The organism is Planctomycetia bacterium (genome assembly GCA_015075745.1).
Taxonomy (GTDB): domain Bacteria; phylum Planctomycetota; class Phycisphaerae; order UBA1845; family UTPLA1; genus UTPLA1.
Window position 1 is genome coordinate 1,212,089 of sequence record JABTTW010000001.1, and the last position, 23,392, is coordinate 1,235,480.

Here is a 23,392-nt window from a genome sequence, read left to right on the forward strand (position 1 = left end):
TGTTCGCCCGCATCTGAACCGGGGGACGGACGATTGCACAGGAATCCATTCAAACTTTGAAACAAGACAGACGCATAGAGACCGGCGTACAGGCAGAGCGAGCCGTGCTTGTGGGGTTGCTCGCGCGCGGACCACACGAAGGCGGCACGAAGTACGATCCGCTCGCGGAGCTCGCCGCGCTGTCTGAGGCGGCCGGGGCGGTTGTCGTCGGGCGCACGCTGCAGAAGAGATCGCGTCCATGTCCCGGCACCTATATCGGGAGCGGCAAGGTTCTCGAACTCGCCGAATACGTCAAGGAAAAGGACGCGGACATTGTCATCTTTGACAATGAGCTGACGCCCTCGCAGATCCGCGAGATCGAGAGAATCTGTGAACGTCGCGTGATTGACCGGACGGAACTCATCCTCGATATTTTCGCGAGCCGGGCACGCACGCATCAGGCCCGACTACAGGTCGAACTTGCCCAGCTTGAATACACGGCTCCTCGACTTCGGGGCATGTGGACCCACCTGGAGCGCATCGCCGGAGCGGGCGGCGGTACGGCGGCCGGCGCGGTCGGCGGCATCGGCACGCGCGGACCGGGCGAGCGACAGATCGAAATCGACCGTCGGATCGTGCAGAAGCGCGTCAGCTTTCTTCGGGATCAGATCGCCCATATCGATCGGCGGCGTGTGCGCGAAGTAAAATCGCGCGGCGACTACTTCACCGTGAGTCTGGTCGGCTACACCAATGCCGGCAAGAGCACGCTGATGAACGCGCTCACCGATGCGCGAACGGTGGTCGCCGACAAGCTCTTCGCGACGCTGGATACCAAGACGCGGCGGTGGGACCTGGGCGGCGGGCAGGTTGCCCTATTGTCTGACACGGTGGGGTTCGTGCGCGATCTGCCGCACAAGCTTGTCGCATCGTTTCGAGCGACGCTGGAGGAGGCGATTCACTCGGATCTGCTGCTGCACGTCGTAGACGCCGCCAGCCACGATGCGGAGAGTCAGATCGCGGCTGTCGAGTCGGTCCTCACCGAGCTGGGTTGCCAGGACATCCCCAGAATTAACGTGCTCAATAAGATCGATCTTGCCGGCGAGGAGTCCGCCCTGCATCTTCTGCGGCTGAGGCTGGAATCGGCAGTTGAGATTTCGGCCCACACGGGCGCCGGTCTCGATCGCCTCGGCGAGCGGATTCTGACCATGATGCGGCATCGATATGTGCGTGTCACCGTTGAGACCGAGGCTGCCAACGGCCGTCTGATCGCCTACATCAGCAAGCAGGGTCACATTCTCGGACGAGAGTATGACAGCGATCTCCTGAGGCTCGACTGCCGCCTGCCTATTCCCGAGCTTCCCCGCGTGGTTCAATTGGGCGGTCAGGTCGTCTCAGAATAGCGCCCCGTCGAACTTGCAAACCACGTTCCCAGCCGCGACCTTCCCGGGCTAATCAGTAGAAGATCAAGTGGGCGGCGGTATGGGCCGAGTAATGATCGCCGCCATCTCTCCCCTTCAGTCAATAGAGACTGCTTTCCGGCGGCAATGAACATCCGTTCGTTGGCCTTATCTCTACGGGCTAAAGAGATGTCGGCACGGGCGGACAATTGATCTTGGGCAGGCCCGACATACAGGGGATCAGTCAGATGAAGGCGAAAATTGTGCTGGATTACGATGCGTCCTTTCGGATCGTTGAAACAGCGATACGTACCCAGGCACAGCTCGTCCTGAGCTTTGCAGAATACCCAGAGCACACGCTTAATGGGTTTCTCATTTCGGGAGACCAAAGCGCCCTGCTGATGGAGCTGACCGGCCGGCCGACCCTGAATCTCAATGACCTGGTCAACTTGCCGTGTCAGGTGCGGCTTTACAGCGATCAGCGATATCAATTCGCATCCGAGGTGACGGGGGCGCCGCAGTGGGGCGAAACGCGGTCGGTATCACTGGTCCGACCGATGGCGCTGTCGGTCATGGATCGTCGGCGGTTTCTGCGTGCGGAGCTTGCCCCGTCGGCCGAAGTATCCGTCGAGTGGACCGATGGCAATGGAACTCACCGCCAGTCGGCGACTCTGCTCAACGTCAGCGCGGACGGAATGGCCGTCAAGATGGACAACAGCGGCTCGCAACAGCTTCATCCGGAGACCCGACTGATCACGGTCTTTTCCTTGCCGGGTCAAAGCAGGCCGTTTCATATGCAGGGGACGCTGGCCAATAAGACGCCTGCCACAGACGACTGTTCGATCGTCGGAATTCAGTTTTCGCGGACACCCAATCAGACTCCGCAACTCGATGCATTGAGACAATTGCTCAGCCGACAACCGGGGCCGGATGTGGAAGTGCATGCATGAGCGACGGGACGATCCTTGATGCGCCATCGGTCATGGCGTCGCTGACCTGGGCGGCGCAGCGGCAGTCCCCGGTCAGCGTTTCGCTGATGACCGAGGGAGGCTGGCATAGCCTTCGATCCAACCTGCTTCGATACGATCCGCAGCAGGGCATTTTGCAAATCATCTATCCCATTGCGCTCACGACGATGGCTCCGCCCGAGATGAATGTCGGCCAGGAGCTGGGTATTTCCCTTCGTCGCGGTCATAAGAAGTGTGTCTTTGTGTGTCGCATCGTCCTTCGGCGTCTCGACAGGACCGACGATGACAAGCCGGTGGACACGCTGCTGCTTCGCGCGCCGGAGGAGGTCCGCGAGCTTCAGCGCCGCGTCTATCAACGCGTCATCATTCCGCGGGAGCGCGTGATTCCCTGCAAGCTGTGGCAAAACGGGCTGCCCAATCGCGAGGCGATGGCCTGGCCTTTGTGCACCGGCCACCTTGCAAATGTTTCGCTTGGGGGCGTCCTGCTGGACATCGCCGGCGATCAGAACCCTCGGCTTAGCGTCGGCGATCTGGTCGGCGTGGAAATCAAGCCTCAATCAGAGGCTAAGACTCTTCAAGTCGAGGCGATGTATCGGCATTGCCTTGTCTCCGGGCCCATGCGGATCGGTCTGGGTTTGCAGTTCATCGGTCTGGAGCATGATCGCCCCGGGCGATCGAGCATCAGCGAGCTCGCGGACTTTGTGAAGTGGGCAAGGCGGCTGAGCAACCCGGACCATTCGCCTCGATTGGACGACGAATAGTACGCCCATCGCGCAAGGTCTGCCGACGTATCGGTGCAATCTGCCGAACCCCCATCGCATCGCGGCGCGAATACAAAGAATGACTCTTGAAATGCGCGCAAAAAAAGAGGATCCGAGCTCGCCGTTACTCGGATCCTCCAAGCCAGGCTGTCCCGCCTAACAGCGGAAGACCCACAGCCTCGCGTTCTATATCGGCACCGGTCCGAGTGCGCTTGAACGGTCCCGAAAACTTCTCGACATTGTGTAATGCAATTGTGTTTTACCGCACTGAATCCGACTTGCAGCGTACGAAGGGGTCCGATAGCTTGCGCAGCATGCGCGAATCCTGCGTAGAATCGGCGCGTGTTGCGACTCTGTCGCCCTGTGCGCGTATCAACAAGCCGTCGTCCGTGTTCGCGATTATTCGGATGACGTGCTGCTTGTGGATCATCACCCAGCACTGTGCGTGTGAGGACGACCTTCCCGCCGTGCCGGAGGAAGCACCGCCGGCCCCCATCTCGCTGGACGTCGAGCACATGGGAGTTTTCAAGGCGGACCGGGAGATTGCCTTTACGAACATGGTGCTGGTGTGGCAACCGGACCCGGCGCAATCGGGACGCTCGGCGATCTCACTGACGAGCGAGCGGCCGATGCCGGACCGATCGCGCGTTTTGTTCGGTAGCTTTGTCGCTGCGTCGTCGTTGGAACGCTTGAAAGAAGAGAGCGCGGACTTTGTCGGCGGCTCGCGGTTGAATCTGCACGGCAACGGCGTCTTCTCGCCGCTGGCCGCATATCAACCGCGTTTGGCTCGATTGGAAATAAAGCGAATCGAATCGGGGAACATCAGCGGGACCATTCACGGCGAGTTTCAATGTTTTCGATTGATGCAGCCATCCACGAAGCCGACCACGGTTGAGGGGGTGTTCGAATTCTCCGCGAAGCTTCTTGACCGAACGGCGCCGGCCCGGCCTTAAGCCAGACGCGGTAAGCCAGCCAAAAACGACTAAGGCGCGGGGTCAGACGCCTTGGAGAGGGTAAGCGCCTCTTCGCATTTGGCATTGTCCCTGGCGAGTTCGTCAAATACGGACAACTCCGACTCGGCGAGAAAGCCCAACTTCTTGCATTCCTCAAATGCCGTAATGCTTTTTCGCAGATGATCGGCGGTCTGCTGCCAATATCTCCGACTCTCTGCGGGCGTATGCGACTCATTCTCGGCCAAGATGGCCGAGGCCTTCGCGATCCCCTGAAAATTGATCGCCCGATTGCGGACGATGATGGCATCGACATTGTCTGAGCCGAGTAATTCCTCGTCGTGTTCGAGCGCTTCGCGATAGAGCTCGATGGCGTCATGCGGACGATCGGTCTCCAGCATCAGGGTCGCGTAGTTGGTCAGCACGACGGCGAGATCGCCGCGCGCCAGGCCGCTCGCCGGATCCTGTCGGTGGAGTCGGCGTGCAATGTCGATGGCTTTCTTGAAGTCCGCATCCGCCTCTTCGTTGCGCTTCATCTCGGATTCGACGACGGCCAGGGCCGCGGCCCCGACGTACACGTCGCGCAGGGCCTGGGCATCGACCTTATCCGCCGCCGCCAGCTCTTCCGACAGGACGAGCGACTTACGCATGTAATCGAGGGCCTCGTCCATTCGGCCCATGTTCTTCAAGGTGCGCGCGATGCCGTCATAGGCGACGGCGATACCGCGAGTTGTGCGGATGTTGTCCGGTTCGGCGGCCGCAAGCGATTCGCAAACCGACAGAATCTCCTTGAAATACCCGAGCGCCTCTTCATCGCGACCCAGCCGCGAATGCAGACGCGCCAGCTTGCTCAGGCTGACCGGCACGTCGAAGGGATATTTCTTTCGCCCTTCCTCTGTAGCCACGATGGCCCGGGCTTGTTTCAGCGATTTCTCCAGAAAGGGAAATGCCTTTTCCGGATGGGCCTGCTGAGAGAGCGCCTCGCCCAGTCGTCCGTAGGCAAATGAGACGTCGCGCCGGGCTTGTATTTCGTCGGGGCGATCCTTGAGCAGATCTTCTGATCGCTTCAGCGCCTCCCGATAAGTCTCGGTGGCCAACTGAATGTCGCCTTTGACCGAGTATGCATCCGCTATGCGGTTCATGGCGATGACGGCGTTTCGGCGATCGACGACCGAATCGGCGCCGCTTGCCCGGGCGGCGTCGTCATAAAGCGATTGCGCCTTCCTATAGCTGGCGAGCGCGCCGTCGATGTCGCCAAGATGAGCGCCGCCTGATCCTCCCTGAATGTCTCCAAGGGTCAAATATGCGACGCCCAACTCCCTCAGCAGGCCGGGTTCCTGTCCGGCGGAGCGGTGCAGTCCGTCGAGGTACTTCAGTGCGGTGGTCACGAGGAGCTGTCGGGCCGGCGTCGCCCCGGGGAGGTCCGCAATTTTGTCGTGGATGTCAAAGATAAACGCATGGGCCAATCCGCGGAGATCATCGAATCGCTCCCGAGCCAGCGCCTCAGCCGCAACCGCCTTGTCACGCTGCTCCTGTGCGATCTGAGCCTCGGCCCGGGCATGTTCCCACAACCGATTGACGTTGCCATACATGAACAGCAAGGCAATTGTGGACCCGCTGACCAGAATCATGAACGCCGCGACCACGCCAATCGCCAGCCGATGTCTGCGCATGGTCTTGCGCAAAACATACCACCCGCTGTCGCGCTTGGCGTCGATCGGCTCCCCTGCGAGGTAGTGCCGAACGTCGCGCGCCAGTTCGCCGGCGCTTTGATAGCGGCGGTCTCGATCCTTGGCCAGCGCTTTGAGGACGATCGTCTCGACCTCCTGATCTATCGGGCAACCCCCGCGGCCGGACCGATCCGCGAGAACGCCGGTGTCCGCTGTCCAGGCGCGGTTGGGTGGCTTGGGGTCCGTCCGCGTGATGTGATGCAGCACATCCACCATCTCACCGACGACCGGGTATGGGTAAGTGCCGGTCAGCATTTCATAAAGCACGACTCCGAGGGCATACACGTCCGTTCGAACGTCCACCTCTTCCGTTTTGCCGCGCGTTTGTTCCGGCGACATATAGGGAAGGGTGCCGAGGACCTGTCCGGACATGGAGACGGCATGATCGACGCCTCCGGCCACGGCCTTGGCGAGGCCGAAGTCGAGAATCTTTGGATTGTCCTCGGCGTCGACGACGATATTTAGCGGCTTGATGTCGCGGTGGATGACTCCCTTTTGGTGGGCGAAGCTGACGGCCTCCGCAATGCGTGCGAACAGGTCCAGCGACTCCCTTAGCGAGGGCCTTTTTGCGCTGACATATTCCTGCAGGCGGTAGCCGGAAACGTAATCCATCACGTAATACTGGCGTTGATCCGAGGTAAGACCCGAATCGAAGATCGCCACAATGCTGGGATGCTTGAGACTGGCGACCAACTCAACCTCGCGATCAAACCTCCGCCGAGAGGCCTGCGATGCGTAGGGGCCCTCCAGCAGAACCTTGATGGCCACGCGCCGCTTGGTGGATTGCTGCACTGCCTGATAAACGATGCCCTGCCCGCCGTGGTGTATCTCTCGAATAATCTGATAGCCTGGAATCAAATCTTTCGGGAGCGGTCCTGGAATGGGCTGATCGTTACCCGATCGGGCGTAGTCTCCCGGTGTGAAGTTCAGCTCGCGAACGCGATCGGCCAGCTTGTCATATTTCTCCCGGAGCGCTTGCACGCGCCCGGCACATGCTTCGCAACCTGCCAGGTGTGCCTCCAGTATGCGTTCCTGCTCGGCGTCGAGATCGCCTCCGTGGTACAGGTTCAGCGCGCTGTCAGTGGGACAACTGCTCATCTCGCCTCTTCGGCCCCGTCGGTGAGCTCGGCCATTCGCTCGGCGAGCCGCTTGGTAATTCGGTACTTGGCCTTGTGAACCTGGTTGGCATTTACGCCGAGTTCTTTGCAGACATCTTCGACATCCCGCTCCTCGATCACATAGAGATGGAATGCCCGAAAGGTCGCTTCCTCGACCTCGGTCCGCACCATACGGAGGGCGTGCTTGAGATGCTCATCCATCCACACCTGATCGAACAACTCTTCGGGATTTGCGTCTTTTGCCTCGGCCACGCGGAAGACCTGGCTCTCGGCAGGGCGCTCATGACAATCTCGCAGCAGGTTGCGAACGCGATTGTTCACGAGGGTCCGCAGCCAACCTTTGAAGCGGCCCTTCTTGGGGTCGTACTCGAAGCCCTCAATGTGCTGGCCGATTGCGGTCATGCAGTGCTGGACCACGTCCTCTGCCTGGCTGTGGTCGAGTCCGCGCATCAGGGCGAACCGGTAGAGCATCGGTCGATAGATGTGGTCGAACTCCTCCCAGGCCGACTGGTCGCGGCGATCACGAATTCGAAGGAGCAGACTGGCACGTGTCGTGTTCATGATGGGCCCATGCCTGGCTCACATTCTATCGCACAGAGCTCTGCAGATCACGGTCTCAATAGAACTAATGGCGCGCAATAAAGAAAAAAGTGATTTGCGAGGCAGAATCCCGGCCGTGCCGGGTACCTGAATTAACCGGCCCGGAGCGATCCGGGTGGAACGAAGTAAACAATCCTCGCAGGGAGTCGATAGTCATGAATGCTCGAAAGAATGGCAAGAATCTGGTTGTCCGCATCGCCAAGTCGTGTTTGTCCGTCGTGCTCGGCGGTGCAGTCATGGTCGGCAGCGTCGGCTGCGATGAGAAACAATTGATGGACCTGGCCCGCGATCTGATCAGCGGCAGCCTGCAAGGTGGTGAAGGCGGTCAGCCGCCCTCGCTCACACCGCCGGGGGACGATCCGACAGACTCGGGATTTCCCGGAACCGGATGGGAGGACGACTGGGGATCCGGTGATTCGTACGATTGCGGATGTTTCTGAGAATGAATTAACGCAAAAAGACGCGGAGGCCCCGGTCAGGATCAGCCGGGGCTTTCGCTTTTTTTTAGGGCAAGCTGAGGATTGACCAAGATCTTCTGCGAACTATGACTATTCGCTGTCGGCCGGTTGGCCAGCGCTGATGGAGGCCAAGTACGCGGCAATGACCTCTTTGGGCGGACCGTCCATGGCGGCATGTCCGTCACGAATCCAGATGGCGCGGTTGCAGAATTGCTCAATGAGCTCCATCGAGTGCGAGACCATGATGACGATCTTGGTGCGCTCAATGAGCGATCGCATTCGGGCGAGGGCCTTTTCCTGAAAGCCGGCGTCGCCGCCGTTGAAGACTTCGTCGAGCAGGAGGATGTCTGGAGAAACCTCGGTCGCGGTGGTGAAGGCCAGGCGCATGGCCATGCCGGTCGAATAATACTTGACGGGTGAATCCGCGAATTTCTGCAACTCGGCAAAATCGAGAATGCTCTCGACACGGCGCGTCATTTCCTTGCGGTCGATGCCGAGAATGGCACCCGCCTGAAGGATATTTTCCCGGCCGGTGAGTTCGCCGTTGAAGCCGAAGCCAACGGTGAAGAGCGGAATCAGGAATCCCTCCTGCTCGACTCGGCCGCTGGTCGGTCGATAGATGCCGGAAAGTACGCGGAGAAGCGTGCTCTTACCGGCGCCGTTGCGGCCCACAATGCCGACTCGGTCGCCGGGCGAGAAGTTGAGCGAGACATCCTTGAGCGCCCAGAACTCAGTGACACCGTTGTCCTGGGACTTTCCGCGCAGCCAATGGATGACCGTTTCCTTGATATTCGGATGACGGTTCCGATAGAGCCGGAAACGAAGGCTGATGTTGTCGGCGCGGATGTATGGATTCATTCGAGATGGGGCCTGCCGGTTATAGGCGGAAAATCACATCGTCCTCGACTCGGAAAAACACGGACAGTCCGACGACAAAGCTCGCCGTGGCAACGACGGTGGCAGTGAGCAAGACAGTCGAAGATGGCCAGACGCCCCGCGCAATCGGGGCGTCGAAAAGTTCCAGCATGTGATACATGGGATTTAGCGCGAAGTACTTCTGGTACTTGTCGGGAATGGCTTCAAAGGGGATCAGGATCGGCGTCAGATAGAACCATGCTCGCATGAACACCGCTATGAGGTGCTCGGCGTCGCGGAAATAGACCACGGCAACCGAAGCCATCGCGCCGAGACCCACCAGCATGATCAGAAGTAGCAGGATCGCATAAGGAAGGAGGGCCAACGGCGGTCCAGGCTTCATGCCGAGAAACAGAGCGATCGGCAATAAAGCAACAAGGGCCAGGAGCAACTCAACAAAAGCGAACAGGATGGTCCGCATTGGGAAAATGAGCTTGGGAAAGCGGTACTGGCGAATGTAGTTCTCGGATTGCAGGATCGAACGACACCCGCCCTCGATCGAGAGCGAGACACAGGTCCACGGCAGCAGCGTCGCAAGGAGATGCAGGGTGTACTGGCCCTTGGTGCCGGCGAAGAGGGTCGCAAAAGCGGCGGATATGACCACGAGCATGAGGAGCGGGTTGAGCAGCGACCAGAGGAAACCGAGGACGGAGCGGCGGTACTTCACCTTGATATCTTCAAGGAGAAAGTTCTTGACGATGGTCCTGGCGCGAATGATTTCGTGAAGTCGACCCGCAAGGGTCATGGTCCATGCTCCTCGCGGCTGACATCTTCGCCGCGAAACGCATGATTCGCCAGGGGCGAGAGAGTGTCAAGCCACGCAACGCGCAAGGGCGTCAGGCGGCCGAGCGTCGGGCGCCGCGAATCAGATCTCGGCAACTGATGGCACCCCACGCCACGAGCAGGAAGAATCCACCGGCGTATGTGGCCCAGCAGCCGATGGCCAACGAGCGCGGCGCGTATTCGATCATGACCTCGTGCGCCCCGGGCGAAATGGGAATCGCCTGGAATGCAAAGTTCGCGCGACTGATGGGTTCGACGACGCCGTCAATTGTTGCCCGCCATCCGGGCCAGTAGGCGTTGGAGATGAAAAGCCATCGCGGCTTGTCCGTGGCGACGGAGAGCTTGATGCGGTCGCCCTTGTAGTCGTTGATGCTCACGACACGCGTGCCGTCGAACGGCGCGGCCCCTGCAGCAGGCGCGGACGTGGTTTGAGGCTCGACCGAGTCGAAAAAGTGCACGACCTTGGAGGGATCGAAGTCTTCGGCGATGACGGCGCGGAGGACGTCGCCCTCGCGCTCGTGCGTCACCGCTTTATCAACGAGAAACGCGCGGGGAAGGGGGTCGGGGAGTTCGTAGTAAATGGCTTCGCCGATACTCCTCGTCGAGACGGGCCGCGGCGCACCGGGTAGCGTGAACTGTTCCCACGAACGGTTATCTATAACGTATCGCACGCCGAACAGTTTGTATGCCGGGAGATCGAAGCGCCTGCGCAGCGCCGCGGCGGATCCAGCGTTGTGAAACCGCGGATAATCGCCGGGCCGGATGTGACGAAGGCTAAACAGCTTCTCGAACTGGGGGGCAAAGTTGCTGGCGAGTCCCTGAAGGACGTAAGCGTTTTGGGGGACCATGTCGCCTGAATCCCAGCCCCATAACCCCTCAGCGGTTTCACTGTAAAGCGAAAGAAATCCCGCGAGCGGGTGGCCGCCGAGCTTGGGTGAGTAGAGATCGTAGCGGTAGGGTCCGCCGGCGCTCATCGGCTCGGTAGACTTAACGGCAAGTGCTCGCCGCCGCGTCGCATCAAGGCTGCGGCTGTCGGTGTTAACGCCCGGGATGTTGGAGTTGGTCGTGGCAAGTTCGATGAAGAAAACCAGGAGCAAGAGAATGCCTGCAAACTTTCGACGGATGCTGCCGACCCGATGCGCGGCGGCCAGCGCGCCGACGGCGAACGCCGCGAGGAGGAATGCGGCGGCAAGCGTGGACTGCGTGCGAATCAATGCGACTGCCTGCTCGGTTCCGAAGGCTGCCTGTAAGACGACGAGGATACCGAGCAGCGCCGCGACGATGATCGCGTGCCGACGCCAGCGAGCGGGCAGGTCAGGCTCCGTCGATTGCAGGATGCGACCGACTCCCAGAGCGACCAGCGGCAGCAGCGCGAGCTGTGTCACGCCCCAGGCATTCATCACACCGCGAATCAGCTTGTAGCCGGGCAGGGTGCGCGAAGCCCAACGGCCGATGAAAGTCGATGACTGAAACCCGAGGACGAAGAAAATCGCAGCAACGCAGATGAGCACGATGGGCCATGCCCGATAGCGACCGCGAACAGCGAATGTGGCAAGGAGAAGCGGTACGACGCCGATGAACATGGTCTGGTCGAGCGTGGGATCGCCGAGGTAGCCCATTTGCGGGAAGAGAATCTGTCCGACGCCGCGAAGGTCGAGGGGATAGAACCACTCATCGTAGCTGCCGCGAATGTATTGGCCGCCTGCTTCCAGGGCCGGGAGAATGACTGCGGCGGAGATGATGACGTAGCCTGCGCCGAGGATCGCTATGCGGGCTAAAGTTTGCCCGAGAATCATTCGCCAGTTGCCGCGAGAAAGCAGTGCTCGCAGGACGATGAGCGTTGAGGTGCCGATGACGGCGAAGTAAACGATGTATGAACCGGCGAGACCGCAAACGCCCAGCAAAATTCCCGCAGCAAGGGTGTGCCGCAACCAGTCTCGGCGATAGCTACGGATGAGGCTCGTAAAGATCCACGGAAACCATGCGAACTGAAACACAATCGTCGAGTGCTGCAGATGGCCGCAGAGATAGCCGCAGCCGAAGAAGAAGACGCCTCCGAAGACGGACGAGAAGCGGTCGCAGCCAAATGAGCGAGCCAGTCGGTATGCGCCGATGGCGCCGAATAGGATGTGGGCCAGCGTGTACCAGACGAATCGCTTGATGGAAAATGCGTCGCCGCCGACGTAGAGCAATTTGTGAAACGGATAATAGAGTCCGGTCTCGGGGATGGCGCAGTGGCTCATGCCTCCCCAGAACTGCGGCAGCCAGAGTGGGGTTTCGCCGTTCGCATTGAAGAGTGCATTGCGGGAAAGCATGGCATAGTGCGGGCCCTGAAAGTCGTAGGGAAAGGCCCGGGCGGCGATCATGTAGGGTGAGTAGAAGCTCACAAACAGGAGCAGCAGGACGAGCATGGGCCAGACATGTCGCCACGGCCCGCGATTCGAAGCAGAAAACGCGGCAGGCCCGGTCACGATTGACGTCCTCCTGTCATCAGGACCTGTCGGGTATCACTGATGACGAACTCGACTTCTTCATCCGTCATCTCAGGAAACATGGGAAGACTGATACAGCGATCGGCCATGCGCTCGCTGATGGGGAAGTCGGCGTCGGGTTTTGATTCGCGATGGGGCATGGGACCGGTAATGGCGGGCGAGGTGCGATCGAGCGTTGGCGATATCGCCTCGGGACTCACGGAAAGTAGTTTGCGGGCAGGGCCGCCCGGCCGCAAGTGATCCCAGCGGAGCGAGGCAACCGCAGTCGTTTTCTTGACCCCTGCGTGACGAATGACTACGATAGGTCGATCATGAATGCACGGCTATCGCCTATGAATGTTTGCGGTCAATCTGACTCAGCCGTGCCGATGATCTGCGCCCGTTGCTGCTGCTGTTGTTGTTGTATTAAGTGTCTGGGAGGAGCCTCCTGACGGCAGCAGTGCACCGCTGAATTGACAAGCGATTCGCAATGACTGACGGCCCTCAGGATAGTTCCTGAAAGGGCCGTTTTTATTTGGCTCAAGCAGGCGGGAGTTTGCACCGTGGGATTACCAGTGCTACCGAATGATGGCAAGCCGGCGCGGCTCGGTGAAGCGAGCGGTCCGCAGGAGCTTGTCGCCTGGAGCCTTCGCCATTTCGCGGGCAGACGGATGGAAATGAGCACCAGCTTCGGCATGGAGGGCTGCGTGCTGATCGACATGTATGCCCGAAGCGGGCAGCCGCTGACAGTTTTTTATCTCGACACGATGTTCTTTTTCCCGGAGACCTATCAACTGCGCGATCGGATGATTGAGCGATATCCGAACCTGACTTTCGTGAATCGCGGAACGACACTGACGCCGGAGGAGCAGGAAAAAAAGCACGGCCCGGAATTGTGGAAGACTCAGCCCGATCTCTGCTGCAAGATTCGCAAGGTCGATCCGATGCACGGCGCCTTGGACGGGGTGGACGTTTGGATCACGGCGCTGCGACGGAGTCAATCCGAGACCCGGGCGAACATTCGCGTGCTGGAATGGGACTGGAAGTATCAGGTGCTCAAGTTGAGCCCGCTGGCGGCATGGAGTCGCAAGGATGTCTGGAACTACATCAGGGAGAACGGCGTTCCGTACAACGAGCTTAACGAAAAGGGGTACCCGACGGTGGGGTGTACACACTGTACGATCCCGGTCGAGAATCTGATGATCGGAGATTACAGCCGCGACGGTCGTTGGGCGGGTTCGGCGAAGAAGGAGTGCGGGCTGCACGGTGAAGGCATCTGACGACGGATGGAGAGAGTCTCATGGCTGAAGAAGGCGCCAAGAAGGAATCGAGGGTCGAAGGTTATAAACGCGACAGCCGCCGTCTGCGCGGAACAATCAAGGAAACGCTTGCCGGGCCGGCGACGCACTTCGAAGACGCCGACGCCAATCTGCTGAAGTTCCACGGGTCCTATCAGCAGGATGATCGGGATGCACGGCGGAGCCTGCGCGACAGCGGTCAGGGCAAGGCCTACATGTTCATGGTGCGCCTGGCGATACCGGGCGGGGTCGTTTCCCCTGACCAGTATTTGAAGCTGGATGAGCTGGCGGACGTCTGCGGCAACGGCTCGTTGCGCGTCACCTCACGTCAGGGTTTCCAGTTTCACGGCGTGTTGAAGGAAAAGCTCAAGGAGACGATTGCCGGAGTTAATCGCATTCTTCTGACGACGATCTCTGCGTGCGGAGACGTAGAGCGAAACGTGATGGCGTGTCCCGCGCCATTGGCGGACCAGCCGCACGCCCTGTTGCGACAGACGGCGCGCGATATCGCCGTGCAACTGCGACCGGCCAGCCGGGCGTATTACGAAATCTGGCTGGACGAGGACGAACTCGTCAACACGCAGGAAGATGAGCCTTTTTACGGCGACGCCTACCTGCCTCGGAAATTCAAGACGGCGATCTCGCTGGACACGGACAATTGCGTGGATATCTACAACAACGACTGCGGACTCATCGCCATCGTCGAGAACGACAGCATCGCGGGATTCAATCTCGTCGCCGGCGGCGGCATGGGCATGACGCACGGCAAGGCGGATACGATCGCTCGACTGGCCGAGCCGATCGGCTTCGTTGAGCCGGCGAATTCCGTTGAGGCGGTGAAAACAGTTGCGGCGATCTTTCGTGACTCGGGTAATCGAGCGGATCGACGACATGCACGCCTGAAGTATCTGCTGCAGGATCGCGGCGTCGATTGGTTCATGGAGGAATTTCGTAGGCGAGTATCGTTTCAACTGGCGCCGTCCCGGGCACTTCCGCCGCCCAGCTATCACGACCATCTGGGAAAGCACGCACAAGGCGACGGCAAGTTCTTCTACGGACTGTTTATTGAGAACGGGCGGATTGCGGACCGCGACACCGAGCGTATGCGCTCGGCGCTGCGAGCGATCGTGCGTAACTATCGCCCGGGCCTTCGGCTCACGGCGAGTCAGAACGTCCTGCTGACAGATCTCAGTGAGCAGGCAATCGCGGGAGTTGAAAAGACGCTCCGAGATCATGGGGTGCGACTCGTTGAGGAGTTGTCCGCGGCACGGCGATACTCCCTGGCCTGTCCGGCGCTTCCCACGTGCGGCCTGGCCGTGTCCGAGTCGGAGCGGCTCATGCCGACGCTTATCGATCGCTTCGAGGCGGAACTGGCGTCGCTTGGCCTGCGCGACGAGCCGCTCACGCTTCGCATGACGGGCTGCCCCAACGGCTGCGCGCGGCCCTACACGGCGGATATCTCGTTCGTGGGTCACCGGCCGGATGTGTATAACGTGTTCGTCGGTGGAGGGATGCCGGGAGACCGCGTGGCGGATCTCTTCGCCGAGGATGTCGCAACGGGAGATCTCTTATCCACGTTGCGGCCGCTACTTACGCGATGGTCAAAAGAGCGGCAGCCAAACGAAAGCCTAAGCGATTTCTACCAACGGCTAGCCGGTGTCACATCCCGTCGACAATTCATTACCGGCAGAGAGACGCCGACAGCGGGCGGATTGTCTCTGACGGTGCTGCCATGATTGAACGATTGCTCTACCTCGGTGCGACGCACAAGACGGCGGCGCTGGCCGTGCGTGAGCGACTGGCACCGGGGCTGGATCGCATCCCCCTGCTGCTTGCCGGCGTGCGGCGACACGTCGATGAGGCCGTGATCGTTAATACTTGCGGTCGCTTCGAGTTGTACGCGGTTGCTGGTGATCGTGCGCGGCACGAATGGCTAAGTTGGCTTGCTAGTGCAATGGATCAACCCTCCACGTCATTGGCGACTACGTTACATGCTCGCACGGGAATGGACGCGGCGGCACATGTCCTTCGCGTCGCGGCGGGATTTGAGTCTCGCATCACGGGAGAGGATCAGATCCTCGGTCAGGTGCGTTCGGCATTCGTGACCGCGACGCAAGCGGGCTCGATTGGGCCGATGCTGTCCGCCCTGTTTCGGGCGGCGATTCATGCAGGCCGGCGCGTGCGATTCGAAACTGGCTTGGGCGGCGGCGCACGGTCTTTTGCGGGACTCGCGGTTGAGACCTTGTCGGCTCACTTTCGCGACCCGGCATCGATCAAAGTGCTGGTGATCGGCAGCGGAAGTCTGGCGCACGATGTGGCCGAGAGATGCCGCCGAGCGGGGGTTCGAGAGTTTCACTTCGTGAGTCGTCACATTGATCGAGCGCGGCTGATGGCGGCAGAGTATGGCGGAATCGCCCTTTCGCTTGACCGACTTGCGGAATCGGATATCGCGGTCGATTCGGTGATAGCGTGCGCAGGCGCGCGACAGGCGTTGGTCAGGACGAATCTGGCCGAAAGGCTTGCCGCCGGGCGACGGGATAAGGAGCATCCGCTCTTGATGATCGACCTCGGCGTGCCGCGCAATATCGACGAACATGCAGGCGCGATCTCGGGCATCTTGCTGCGCGATCTGGACATGCTGGGCGGGGTGACGAGTGCACACGCGGAAGAAGTCGCGCAGGCTGAGGCGATTCTCGTTGAGGAACTGCGGCGCTTTCGATACTGGCTCGCCGGCCGCAGCGCCGCGCCGAGAATCGTCCGTATGCTCGCCAGCGCGGAAGGACTTGCGGCGGATGCCGCACGGCAACTACGTCGCGATCTACACGGTCCGATCATTCGTTTGAAGGAGGAGGCCGCGGCGTGAAGCGACGGGCGCTGATTCTGGCCGCACACGGCAGTCGGCACGAGCCGGCTGCGAACGCAATGCTGCGCGCGTGGGCGGAGGAGATCAGGCGCCGAGGGGGATTTGACGATGTCATCGCGGCGTTTCATCAAGGAGAGCCCCGATTTTGCGAAGTGCTTGATACGATTGAGTCGGACGAAGTTGTCGTCGTGCCGGTGTTGACCAGCCAGGGTTTTTACTGTGACGAGTTTTTGCCGAAGGAGTTGAGTAAGAACGCGCGTTACGCCGGCTTGCGATTGACGATCACGCCGCCCGTCGGCGTACATCCGGATAGCCAGGCGCTCGTTGCCAGACGGCTGGATGAACTCGCGAGGCGGTTCGATGCTGATCCAGCGAACTCATCCGTCGCGATTGTGGGGCATGGGACGAAGCGAAATCCGAAGAGCAGGGTCGCCACGGAGGAGCTTGTCGAGGCGATTCGGCGCACCAGCCAATTCGCCGACGTCGCCGCCTTCTTCCTCGACGAGGAGCCGGGCATTGAGCAAATCCCGACTCGGCTGAGACATCAGTCGATTCTCGTCGAGCCCTTCCTGATCAGCGGCGGGCATCATGCAAATCGAGACATTCCCGAGAGGCTGGGGATCGAGCCGGCGGGCAAACTTCCGTGCGCGGCGCGCCTCGCCGATCGCACGATTGTTGTCGATTCATCCGTGGGAACAGATATTCGCCTAATTGAAGTGATTGAGTCACTGGCGCGTCAAGCAATTCAATCGCCCCCGCTTCGACTGGGGACACGCGGCAGCCGGCTGGCACGCTGGCAGGCGCAGTGCGTGGCTGATCTGCTTCGCGCGCGCGGGACGCAGGTGGAGATTGTCGATATCTCCACGCTGGGAGACCGCATACAGGATCGGCCGATCGACGAACTGGGCTGCGATGACCCGTTCTCGGCTGACATCGAGGCGGCACTCGATGCTGGTGAAATCGATTTCGCGGTTCATAGCATGAAAGACCTTCCGGTGGATCGTGCGATCGACGAATTCGGGCGGTTGGGCGTTGCCGCGGTTCTGCCGCGCGGGGAAGTGACGGAGTCGCTCGTTTCAGGTGATCGCAGGACGCTGCGCGAATTGCCGTCTGGCGCGGTCATCGGAACAAGCAGTCCGCGGCGGGCGGCGCAGCTCTTGGCACAGAGGCCCGACCTGGTGGTCAAACCGATTCGCGGGGCAGTGGATGACCGGGTCCGGCAGGTGATGGCCGGGCGGTTTGACGCGGCGATCCTGGCAACGGCGGGACTGGCGCGGCTTGGGCTGCTCAGCGATGCCTGCGAGGAATTCTCACTTGAGACGTTCGTGCCCGCTCCGGCGCAAGGGGCGATGGCGATTCAAGCGCGCCGCGACGATGCCGAAGCCTGGCGGCTGTGCGCGGCATTGGACGACGCGGCAACGAGAATGGCGGTGACGGCGGAACTGACATTTCTTCGGCCTTATGAACATGATGGCGAATGGGTTGCAGCCGCCCACGCAACTATTGAAGCCGAGTGCGTGACACTTCGGGCGAGGCTATTGTCGCACGATGGGCAGCGAGTTGAGGATGTGCGCGTGAATGCTATTGATCCGCTTGAGGCCGCCGCAGAGGCGCTGCGACTATTGGCGCTGAGAGTCACCCAGCCGGAGGAGTTGCTGCGATGAGCACCGCTCGCGGCATGGTGTATCTCGTCGGCGCTGGTCCGGGTGACCCCGGGCTCATTACCGCGCACGGCTTGGCGCTGCTTCGCCGGGCGGATGTCATCATTCATGACAGACTCATTCCGCATGAACTCTTGGTCGAAGCCCGCGCCGACGCCATTGTCATCGACGCGGGAAAGGCGCCGGGCAATCACAAATTGACGCAGGACGAGATCAATCAACTGATCGTCGAACATGCCGAGTCCGGCAAGAGTGTTGTCCGGCTCAAGGGCGGCGACCCGTTGGTATTCGGCAGGGGATACGAGGAGTATCTCGCGTGCCGCCAGGCGGGGATCGAGAGCGAGATCGTGCCGGGCGTTTCAAGTGCGATTGCAGCGCCGGCAGCGGTGGGCATCCCGATCACATTTCGCGGCCTGGCCCGGAACTTCATCGTGGTGACAGCACAGACGGGGACATCGGACGGCGAGGAGAGTCTAGATTACGACGCCATGGCGAAGATGGACACGATTGTCGTGCTGATGGGTCGGTCGATGATCCGAAACCTTGTCAGCGGGCTGATTGCCGCGGGCAAGAGTCCGGCAACGCCGGCGGCCTGCATTCAGGAGGCCACAACGCCGCGACAGCTCGTTGTTTCCGGCACGCTGGCCGACATTTGTGATCGCGCGGACGCCGTGGGAATTGCCGCGCCGATGGTCATGGTTGTCGGGCAGGTTGCGCAATATGCCGTTATGCAGGGCGGATTCGAATCGTTCGGCATTGGTGAGCGTAGCGAAGCATTGCCGCTTGCGGGCCTTCGTGTCGTCGTAACCGGCTCGCAGTCGTTGAATAGGCGACTGGCGAGCATGCTATCAAGCCGGGGGGCATCGGTGATCGACTGCCCGTTGATTCGCATTCGATATACCTGCGACGCGGTGCAGCGGGATCGCTGCTTTGGAATGCTGCCGGAGTTTGATTGGGTCGTCTTTGCATCGGTTCATGGCGTGCGAGGGTTTGTGCGCGCCATGCGCCTCAGCGGGCGAGATCTTCGGCTGCTGGGGCGCGCGAAGATTGCCGCCGTCGGCAACGCGACGGCGAGGGCCTTGCGACGGGCAGGCCTGAATCCGGATCGCGTGCCGACGGAGCAGACCGCGTCACGGCTCGTATCCGAGCTTCGTGATGACGTAAGAGGCCGGCGCGTGCTTTTGCCGTGTGGCAATGTATCGCGGGATGAACTGCCAGTCGGCCTTTCAAATGCCGGGGCGATTATCGATCGACTCGTGGTCTACGAAAACACGCACGTCGTGACGCCCAAGGCACGCATTGAAAGACTGCGAGAGGGCTTTGACTCCATCATCTTCGGCAGTCCATCGTCCGTCGAGCGATTTGCAGCGTTGAAGATTGAGCTCGACCGCGCCGTTGTTGCGTGCATTGGGCCGACGACGGCTGAGGCCCTGCAATCCATCGGTCGAACACCTGATATCGTGCCGCGAGACTACTCCGTCGAAGGAGTGATCGAGGCCATGACTGAATACTTCCAGCTACAGAAGGTGGTGTCGTGAGCGATCAGCCAATTCACCGATTTCGTCGTTTGCGTAATAAGCCTGCGATGCGGGACATGATGCGTGAGACGACGCTGTCCATGAACGATTTCGTTTATCCCCTGTTTATCGCCGAGCGATCGCAGGATGTCGGGCCGGTCACCTCGATGCCGGGCGTCGTCAGGCACTCGCTGGATGGCCTCGATCGGGAAATCGAGCAGATCGCATCGCGACAGATACGATCCGTGCTGCTCTTCGGCATTCCAGCGAACAAGGATGATCGCGGCAGCGGTGCATATTGGCAGGACGGCATCATTCCGCGCGCGGTCGATCGAATTAAGAGGTTACGGGAAGACCTGATCGTCATCGCTGATGTGTGCCTCTGTGAATACACCGACCACGGACATTGCGGCATTGTTCACGGTGAGCAGATCGAAAATGACGAGACTTTAGAATTGTTAGCCTCGGCGGCGATTGTTTACGCCGAAGCCGGCGCGGATGTGGTCGCGCCCAGCGCCATGATGGATGGACAGGTGTCCGCCATTCGCGCGGCACTCGACAGGTCGGGCCATGATGATACCGCGATACTGTCGTACGCCGTGAAATACGCGTCGGCGCTCTACGGACCCTTTCGCGACGCGGCGGCGTGCGCGCCGAAGTTCGGCGACCGGCGGAGCCATCAGATGGACCCGGCCAACATGCGCGAGGCGCTGGCGGAAGCGGAAGCAGACGCGGTCGAGGGCGCGGACATGCTCATGGTCAAACCGGCCGGGGCCTACCTCGACGTGATTGCCGCGGTCAAGGAAAGACTGCCCCGCTTGCCGCTGGCGGCGTATCAGGTGAGCGGCGAGTACAGCATGATCAAGGCGGCGGCGGCCAATGGCTGGATTGACGAACGCCGAGTCGTGCTCGAAACGCTGACCGCCATCAAGCGGGCCGGCGCGGACATTGTCATCAGCTACTTCGCCAAAGACGTCGCGGACTATCTTGCGGATCGTTAGCCGCTCGCGTCGCAGACCCAGGCCCATTACCCTCTTGCGAATGTCTCATTCCGAAGAACTATTCCGTCGCGCAGTTGGGCTCATGCCCGGAGGAGTCAACTCCCCGGTTCGTGCGTTCAAGAGTGTCGGCGGGACGCCCCGATTCATCGTCTCCGCGCGCGGCTGCCGACTGACGGACGTCGATGGTCGGCAATACATCGACTACATCGGTTCCTGGGGGCCGATGATCCTCGGGCACGCTCATCCGGAGGTGACGGAGGCGCTCGCTCAGTGCCTGGCAAATGGCACCAGTTATGGCGCACCGTGCCCGGCGGAGGTGGAATTGGCCGAGGAGATATGCCGGCGCATGCCGTCGATCGAGCGCATCCGGTTCGTGAACTCGGGCACCGAAGCGGTCATGAGCGCCATTCGCCTGGCTCGGGCGGCGACGGGTCGCACGCACATCGTGAAGTTCGAGGGGTGCTATCACGGTCATGCGGACTCACTACTCGTCAAGGCGGGCTCCGGCGTGGCGACATTCGCTTTGCCGGATTCACCGGGCGTTACGAGTGCCTGCGCCGAGACGACATTGATTGCGCCGTTTAATGATCTGGCCGCCGTTGAAGAACTCTTCGAGACATTCCCCGAGAAAATCGCCGCGGTCATCGTTGAGCCGATCGCCGGCAACATGGGTGTCGTGCCGCCGGCATCGGGCTTTCTCGACGGACTGGGAAAAATTACAAGCTCCGACGGGGCGCTGCTCATTTTCGACGAGGTGATGACGGGGTTTCGCGTTGCGGCAGGTGGGGCTCAGAGCATTTACGAAGTCAGACCGGACCTCACGACTATGGGCAAGATCATCGGCGGCGGCCTGCCGGTTGGGGCGTACGGTGGACGTGCGGATTTGATGGACATGATCGCACCGGCTGGACCGGTTTATCAGGCGGGCACGCTTTCTGGCAATCCCCTGGCGATGACCGCGGGACTGACGACACTGCGGCAACTCGATCAGGCCGCATACGCGACACTCGATGCGAGGTCAGCAGAACTTCAGCAGGGACTTGAATCCCTGTTGCAGGAGCACAGTGTGCCCGGCGTCGTGCAGCGTGCGGGCTCGATGCTGACGTTGTTCTTTTCCGATCAACCGGTTCGTAACTTCCACGATGCGAAGTCGTGTGAACACCGCCGCTTCGCTGCATTCTTCCACGAAATGCTGGAGCGGGGCGTACACTTGCCGCCCAGCGGCTATGAGGCATGGTTCGTGTCGTTGGCGCACGACTCGGCGGCCATTGCCGAGACGCTTTCCGCCGCGCGCGAGGGATTGCGCAAAATTGCGGCGGGATAGGCGGCTTTCATTTCCCTCTCGAGTACCGTTCCCCGGCGGATGAAGACATATCGCGCGGCAACATTCGCACCGCTTCGCCATGTTGGCTCATCCAACCAGGCGTACTCGAGCTGGAACTGACCGTCCGGCAACACGTCCCGCCAGCCGCTCAATACGTTGGTCATGAGGAAGTCGGGTCGATGTGACAGGACATATTTCATGTCCCATTTGCCGAAGGTCGGCTTCGACTCACCATTTCGGGCGATGTAGGCGTCGGTGAGGCCAGCCATATCGATGATGCGCACGGCCGGAGCGTAGTAACCCAACCTGCCGAGTACGTCAGTGGCGGCGAGCAGGTCCGGCTGCCGCGAACATTCAAGAAGTTTCGCCAATTCGAAGTCCGGTCGCACCGACGGCACGGGAAGGTTTCGCTGATATGAAAACAGTGGAGTCGTCAACACCAGTCCGACGACAGTCGCGGTGACGATGGTTGACCTCATCGGCGGCAAGGACGTGCTGGCCCGTTTGACGGCGAGCACCGCGCCCCAGCAGGCGAGGATGACAAGGATCGGTAAATACGGCGTAAGGAGCCGGTAGGACGCCATCCAGTCGCCAAAGTTGTAAACCGCTACGGCGCAACCCTGCAATGAAACGAGGGTCAAGAGCATCGCCGCCGATCGGCGTGATCGGGCGAGCAGAAGCGGCAGGATGCAAAGCAGGGTTGCCAAACCCAGGGTTGATGCGAAAAATCCGGCCACGTAAGCCATTCCCGATTTGTTCAGCACCAGCCCCGGCATCTCAATGATCGACGCGCTCCTGAGCTGCGCGAACATCGCACTCTTGGCCAGGACGCTGTTCGGCGTCCACGCGCCGTAGTAGCAAAGGCGAAATGTCAGTAATCCCATCAGTGCCAAAAGCGCCGGCGTTATCAGTCGGACCCAGACAGCCGGCCGCGACCTGTCACGTCGACTCCGCGACAGGGCCAGGCAGACAGCAGCGACAAACATAAGCGCGAATCCCTCGGGTCGTGTCATGCCTGCAACGGCGATTACCAGCGACGCGGAAAGATAGCGACGACCGATGAAGAGCGCCGCCGCCGCGGTGAGACAGAGACTGAATAGACCGGTCTCAAGCCCCGAAAGCGCCGAGCTGCAAAATGCCGTGGCTGTCGAAAGAAGGAGCCCGGCCGCCGCGCAGGCAGCCCATGACTTGGTAAGGCGCCAGGTCTGCCACGCAGTTAGAATGACACATCCCAGACATGCCGTCGCGCCAAGTGAGCGCGTCCATGCGACGGGGTCGGCCCGAAGGAGCATGCCAAGGGCGGTCAGCCAGACCCAAAGCGGGTTCGAATAGCCCTCCACATGCTCGCCGACATTAAAAACGAGGCCGTTGCCGCTAATCCACTGGAGCGCGTAGCGATACGAGATGAATGCGTCATCGACCACGATTCTCGGCAGACGGAGAATGTGCAGCGCCGACAGCAGACACATGCCGACCAGCGCAAAACCCAGGAATCGACCGCGATGTGTGCGCATCATCTTTTTTATTCGGATACCGGCGCGGCGGACCTAAGCCTTGAACCCGTCTGGATTAGCGGACCGGCGCCGGGCCGTGAGGGA

General features: G+C 60.7%; 19 protein-coding genes. 12 read left to right on the top strand and 7 right to left on the bottom strand.

The window, feature by feature from the left end:
- Positions 1 to 56: 56 nt before the first annotated feature.
- The 4 genes from hflX to HS101_04825 all read left to right on the top strand — a co-directional run bounded on the left by hflX (position 57) and on the right by HS101_04825 (position 4,058).
- Positions 57 to 1,379, top strand: coding sequence for a GTPase HflX (gene hflX, locus HS101_04810; protein ID MBE7505591.1), 1,323 nt, complete (start codon positions 57 to 59; stop codon positions 1,377 to 1,379).
- 245 nt (positions 1,380 to 1,624) lie between these two features.
- Positions 1,625 to 2,326: a PilZ domain-containing protein gene (locus HS101_04815; GenBank protein MBE7505592.1), complete on the top strand. Its 702-nt coding sequence runs from the start codon at positions 1,625 to 1,627 to the stop codon at positions 2,324 to 2,326.
- Positions 2,323 to 3,105 (top strand): PilZ domain-containing protein, encoded by a 783-nt coding sequence (locus HS101_04820; protein MBE7505593.1) that lies wholly within the window; start codon positions 2,323 to 2,325, stop codon positions 3,103 to 3,105. The genes HS101_04815 and HS101_04820 overlap by 4 nt, the downstream gene beginning before the upstream one ends.
- A 407-nt stretch (positions 3,106 to 3,512) precedes the next feature.
- A complete protein-coding gene (locus HS101_04825; protein MBE7505594.1) occupies positions 3,513 to 4,058 on the top strand; it encodes a hypothetical protein in 546 nt (181 codons plus the stop codon).
- A gap of 29 nt (positions 4,059 to 4,087) precedes the next feature.
- On the opposite strand, the gene HS101_04830 is transcribed toward HS101_04825, so the two are convergent.
- On the bottom strand, positions 4,088 to 6,883 hold the full coding sequence (locus HS101_04830) for a protein kinase (GenBank protein ID MBE7505595.1): 2,796 nt from the start codon (positions 6,881 to 6,883) through the stop codon (positions 4,088 to 4,090).
- The gene (locus HS101_04835; GenBank protein ID MBE7505596.1) at positions 6,880 to 7,464 is read right to left on the bottom strand and encodes a sigma-70 family RNA polymerase sigma factor; all 585 of its coding nucleotides are present in this window, start codon (positions 7,462 to 7,464) and stop codon (positions 6,880 to 6,882) included. Before HS101_04835 ends, HS101_04830 begins: the two co-directional genes overlap by 4 nt.
- 194 nt (positions 7,465 to 7,658) lie before the next feature.
- Between HS101_04835 and HS101_04840 the strand changes: the two genes are divergently transcribed.
- Positions 7,659 to 7,943 (top strand): hypothetical protein, encoded by a 285-nt coding sequence (locus HS101_04840; GenBank protein ID MBE7505597.1) that lies wholly within the window; start codon positions 7,659 to 7,661, stop codon positions 7,941 to 7,943.
- A 108-nt stretch (positions 7,944 to 8,051) separates the two neighbouring features.
- Here HS101_04840 and HS101_04845 read toward each other — a convergent pair whose 3' ends face one another.
- The 4 genes from HS101_04845 to HS101_04860 form a co-directional block, all read right to left on the bottom strand.
- Positions 8,052 to 8,819: an ABC transporter ATP-binding protein gene (locus HS101_04845; GenBank protein ID MBE7505598.1), complete on the bottom strand. Its 768-nt coding sequence runs from the start codon at positions 8,817 to 8,819 to the stop codon at positions 8,052 to 8,054.
- Positions 8,820 to 8,838: 19 nt separating this feature from the next.
- Entirely contained in the window at positions 8,839 to 9,621 is a 783-nt protein-coding gene (locus HS101_04850) for an ABC transporter permease (protein MBE7505599.1), read from the bottom strand.
- Positions 9,622 to 9,712: 91 nt separating this feature from the next.
- On the bottom strand, positions 9,713 to 12,130 hold the full coding sequence (locus HS101_04855; protein MBE7505600.1) for a YfhO family protein: 2,418 nt from the start codon (positions 12,128 to 12,130) through the stop codon (positions 9,713 to 9,715).
- On the bottom strand, positions 12,127 to 12,291 hold the full coding sequence (locus HS101_04860) for a DegT/DnrJ/EryC1/StrS family aminotransferase (protein ID MBE7505601.1): 165 nt from the start codon (positions 12,289 to 12,291) through the stop codon (positions 12,127 to 12,129). The genes HS101_04855 and HS101_04860 overlap by 4 nt, the downstream gene beginning before the upstream one ends.
- 402 nt (positions 12,292 to 12,693) lie before the next feature.
- Between HS101_04860 and HS101_04865 the strand changes: the two genes are divergently transcribed.
- The 7 genes from HS101_04865 to hemL are packed head-to-tail and all read left to right on the top strand — an operon-like array spanning position 12,694 to position 21,794.
- Positions 12,694 to 13,410 carry a phosphoadenylyl-sulfate reductase gene (locus HS101_04865; GenBank protein MBE7505602.1) on the top strand — a complete coding sequence of 239 codons (717 nt, stop codon included), beginning with the start codon at positions 12,694 to 12,696 and terminating at the stop codon, positions 13,408 to 13,410.
- A gap of 20 nt (positions 13,411 to 13,430) precedes the next feature.
- Positions 13,431 to 15,164 carry an NADPH-dependent assimilatory sulfite reductase hemoprotein subunit gene (locus tag HS101_04870; GenBank protein ID MBE7505603.1) on the top strand — a complete coding sequence of 578 codons (1,734 nt, stop codon included), beginning with the start codon at positions 13,431 to 13,433 and terminating at the stop codon, positions 15,162 to 15,164.
- Complete coding sequence (gene hemA / locus HS101_04875) at positions 15,161 to 16,291, top strand: glutamyl-tRNA reductase (GenBank protein MBE7505604.1); 1,131 nt, start codon at positions 15,161 to 15,163, stop codon at positions 16,289 to 16,291. Before HS101_04870 ends, hemA begins: the two co-directional genes overlap by 4 nt.
- Positions 16,288 to 17,955, top strand: a complete 1,668-nt coding sequence (hemC, locus tag HS101_04880; protein MBE7505605.1) for a hydroxymethylbilane synthase — start codon at positions 16,288 to 16,290, stop codon at positions 17,953 to 17,955. The genes hemA and hemC overlap by 4 nt, the downstream gene beginning before the upstream one ends.
- Positions 17,952 to 19,490, top strand: a complete 1,539-nt coding sequence (cobA, locus tag HS101_04885; protein MBE7505606.1) for a uroporphyrinogen-III C-methyltransferase — start codon at positions 17,952 to 17,954, stop codon at positions 19,488 to 19,490. Before hemC ends, cobA begins: the two co-directional genes overlap by 4 nt.
- Positions 19,487 to 20,470 (top strand): porphobilinogen synthase, encoded by a 984-nt coding sequence (gene hemB / locus HS101_04890; protein ID MBE7505607.1) that lies wholly within the window; start codon positions 19,487 to 19,489, stop codon positions 20,468 to 20,470. The genes cobA and hemB overlap by 4 nt, the downstream gene beginning before the upstream one ends.
- A gap of 40 nt (positions 20,471 to 20,510) precedes the next feature.
- Positions 20,511 to 21,794 carry a glutamate-1-semialdehyde 2,1-aminomutase gene (gene hemL, locus HS101_04895; protein MBE7505608.1) on the top strand — a complete coding sequence of 428 codons (1,284 nt, stop codon included), beginning with the start codon at positions 20,511 to 20,513 and terminating at the stop codon, positions 21,792 to 21,794.
- Here the strand turns inward: hemL and HS101_04900 are convergent.
- Positions 21,695 to 23,311 carry a hypothetical protein gene (locus HS101_04900; GenBank protein MBE7505609.1) on the bottom strand — a complete coding sequence of 539 codons (1,617 nt, stop codon included), beginning with the start codon at positions 23,309 to 23,311 and terminating at the stop codon, positions 21,695 to 21,697. The two genes, hemL and HS101_04900, sit on opposite strands and share 100 nt — an antisense overlap.
- Positions 23,312 to 23,392: the final 81 nt, after the last annotated feature.

What these genes read in the sequence shown, in the direction of transcription:
- cobA (MBE7505606.1), top strand. Translation starts at nt 17,952, where the DNA reads ATGAGCACCGCTCGCGGCATGGTGTATCTCGTCGGCGCTGGTCCGGGT.
- HS101_04840 (MBE7505597.1), top strand. Translation starts at nt 7,659, where the DNA reads ATGAATGCTCGAAAGAATGGCAAGAATCTGGTTGTCCGCATCGCCAAG.
- HS101_04900 (MBE7505609.1), bottom strand. Translation starts at nt 23,311, where the DNA reads ATGATGCGCACACATCGCGGTCGATTCCTGGGTTTTGCGCTGGTCGGC.
- HS101_04815 (MBE7505592.1), top strand. Translation starts at nt 1,625, where the DNA reads ATGAAGGCGAAAATTGTGCTGGATTACGATGCGTCCTTTCGGATCGTT.
- HS101_04820 (MBE7505593.1), top strand. Translation starts at nt 2,323, where the DNA reads ATGAGCGACGGGACGATCCTTGATGCGCCATCGGTCATGGCGTCGCTG.
- HS101_04870 (MBE7505603.1), top strand. Translation starts at nt 13,431, where the DNA reads ATGGCTGAAGAAGGCGCCAAGAAGGAATCGAGGGTCGAAGGTTATAAA.
- HS101_04835 (MBE7505596.1), bottom strand. Translation starts at nt 7,464, where the DNA reads ATGAACACGACACGTGCCAGTCTGCTCCTTCGAATTCGTGATCGCCGC.
- HS101_04850 (MBE7505599.1), bottom strand. Translation starts at nt 9,621, where the DNA reads ATGACCCTTGCGGGTCGACTTCACGAAATCATTCGCGCCAGGACCATC.
- HS101_04825 (MBE7505594.1), top strand. Translation starts at nt 3,513, where the DNA reads ATGACGTGCTGCTTGTGGATCATCACCCAGCACTGTGCGTGTGAGGAC.
- HS101_04830 (MBE7505595.1), bottom strand. Translation starts at nt 6,883, where the DNA reads ATGAGCAGTTGTCCCACTGACAGCGCGCTGAACCTGTACCACGGAGGC.
- hemL (MBE7505608.1), top strand. Translation starts at nt 20,511, where the DNA reads ATGTCTCATTCCGAAGAACTATTCCGTCGCGCAGTTGGGCTCATGCCC.
- HS101_04845 (MBE7505598.1), bottom strand. Translation starts at nt 8,819, where the DNA reads ATGAATCCATACATCCGCGCCGACAACATCAGCCTTCGTTTCCGGCTC.
- HS101_04860 (MBE7505601.1), bottom strand. Translation starts at nt 12,291, where the DNA reads ATGCCCCATCGCGAATCAAAACCCGACGCCGACTTCCCCATCAGCGAG.
- hemA (MBE7505604.1), top strand. Translation starts at nt 15,161, where the DNA reads ATGATTGAACGATTGCTCTACCTCGGTGCGACGCACAAGACGGCGGCG.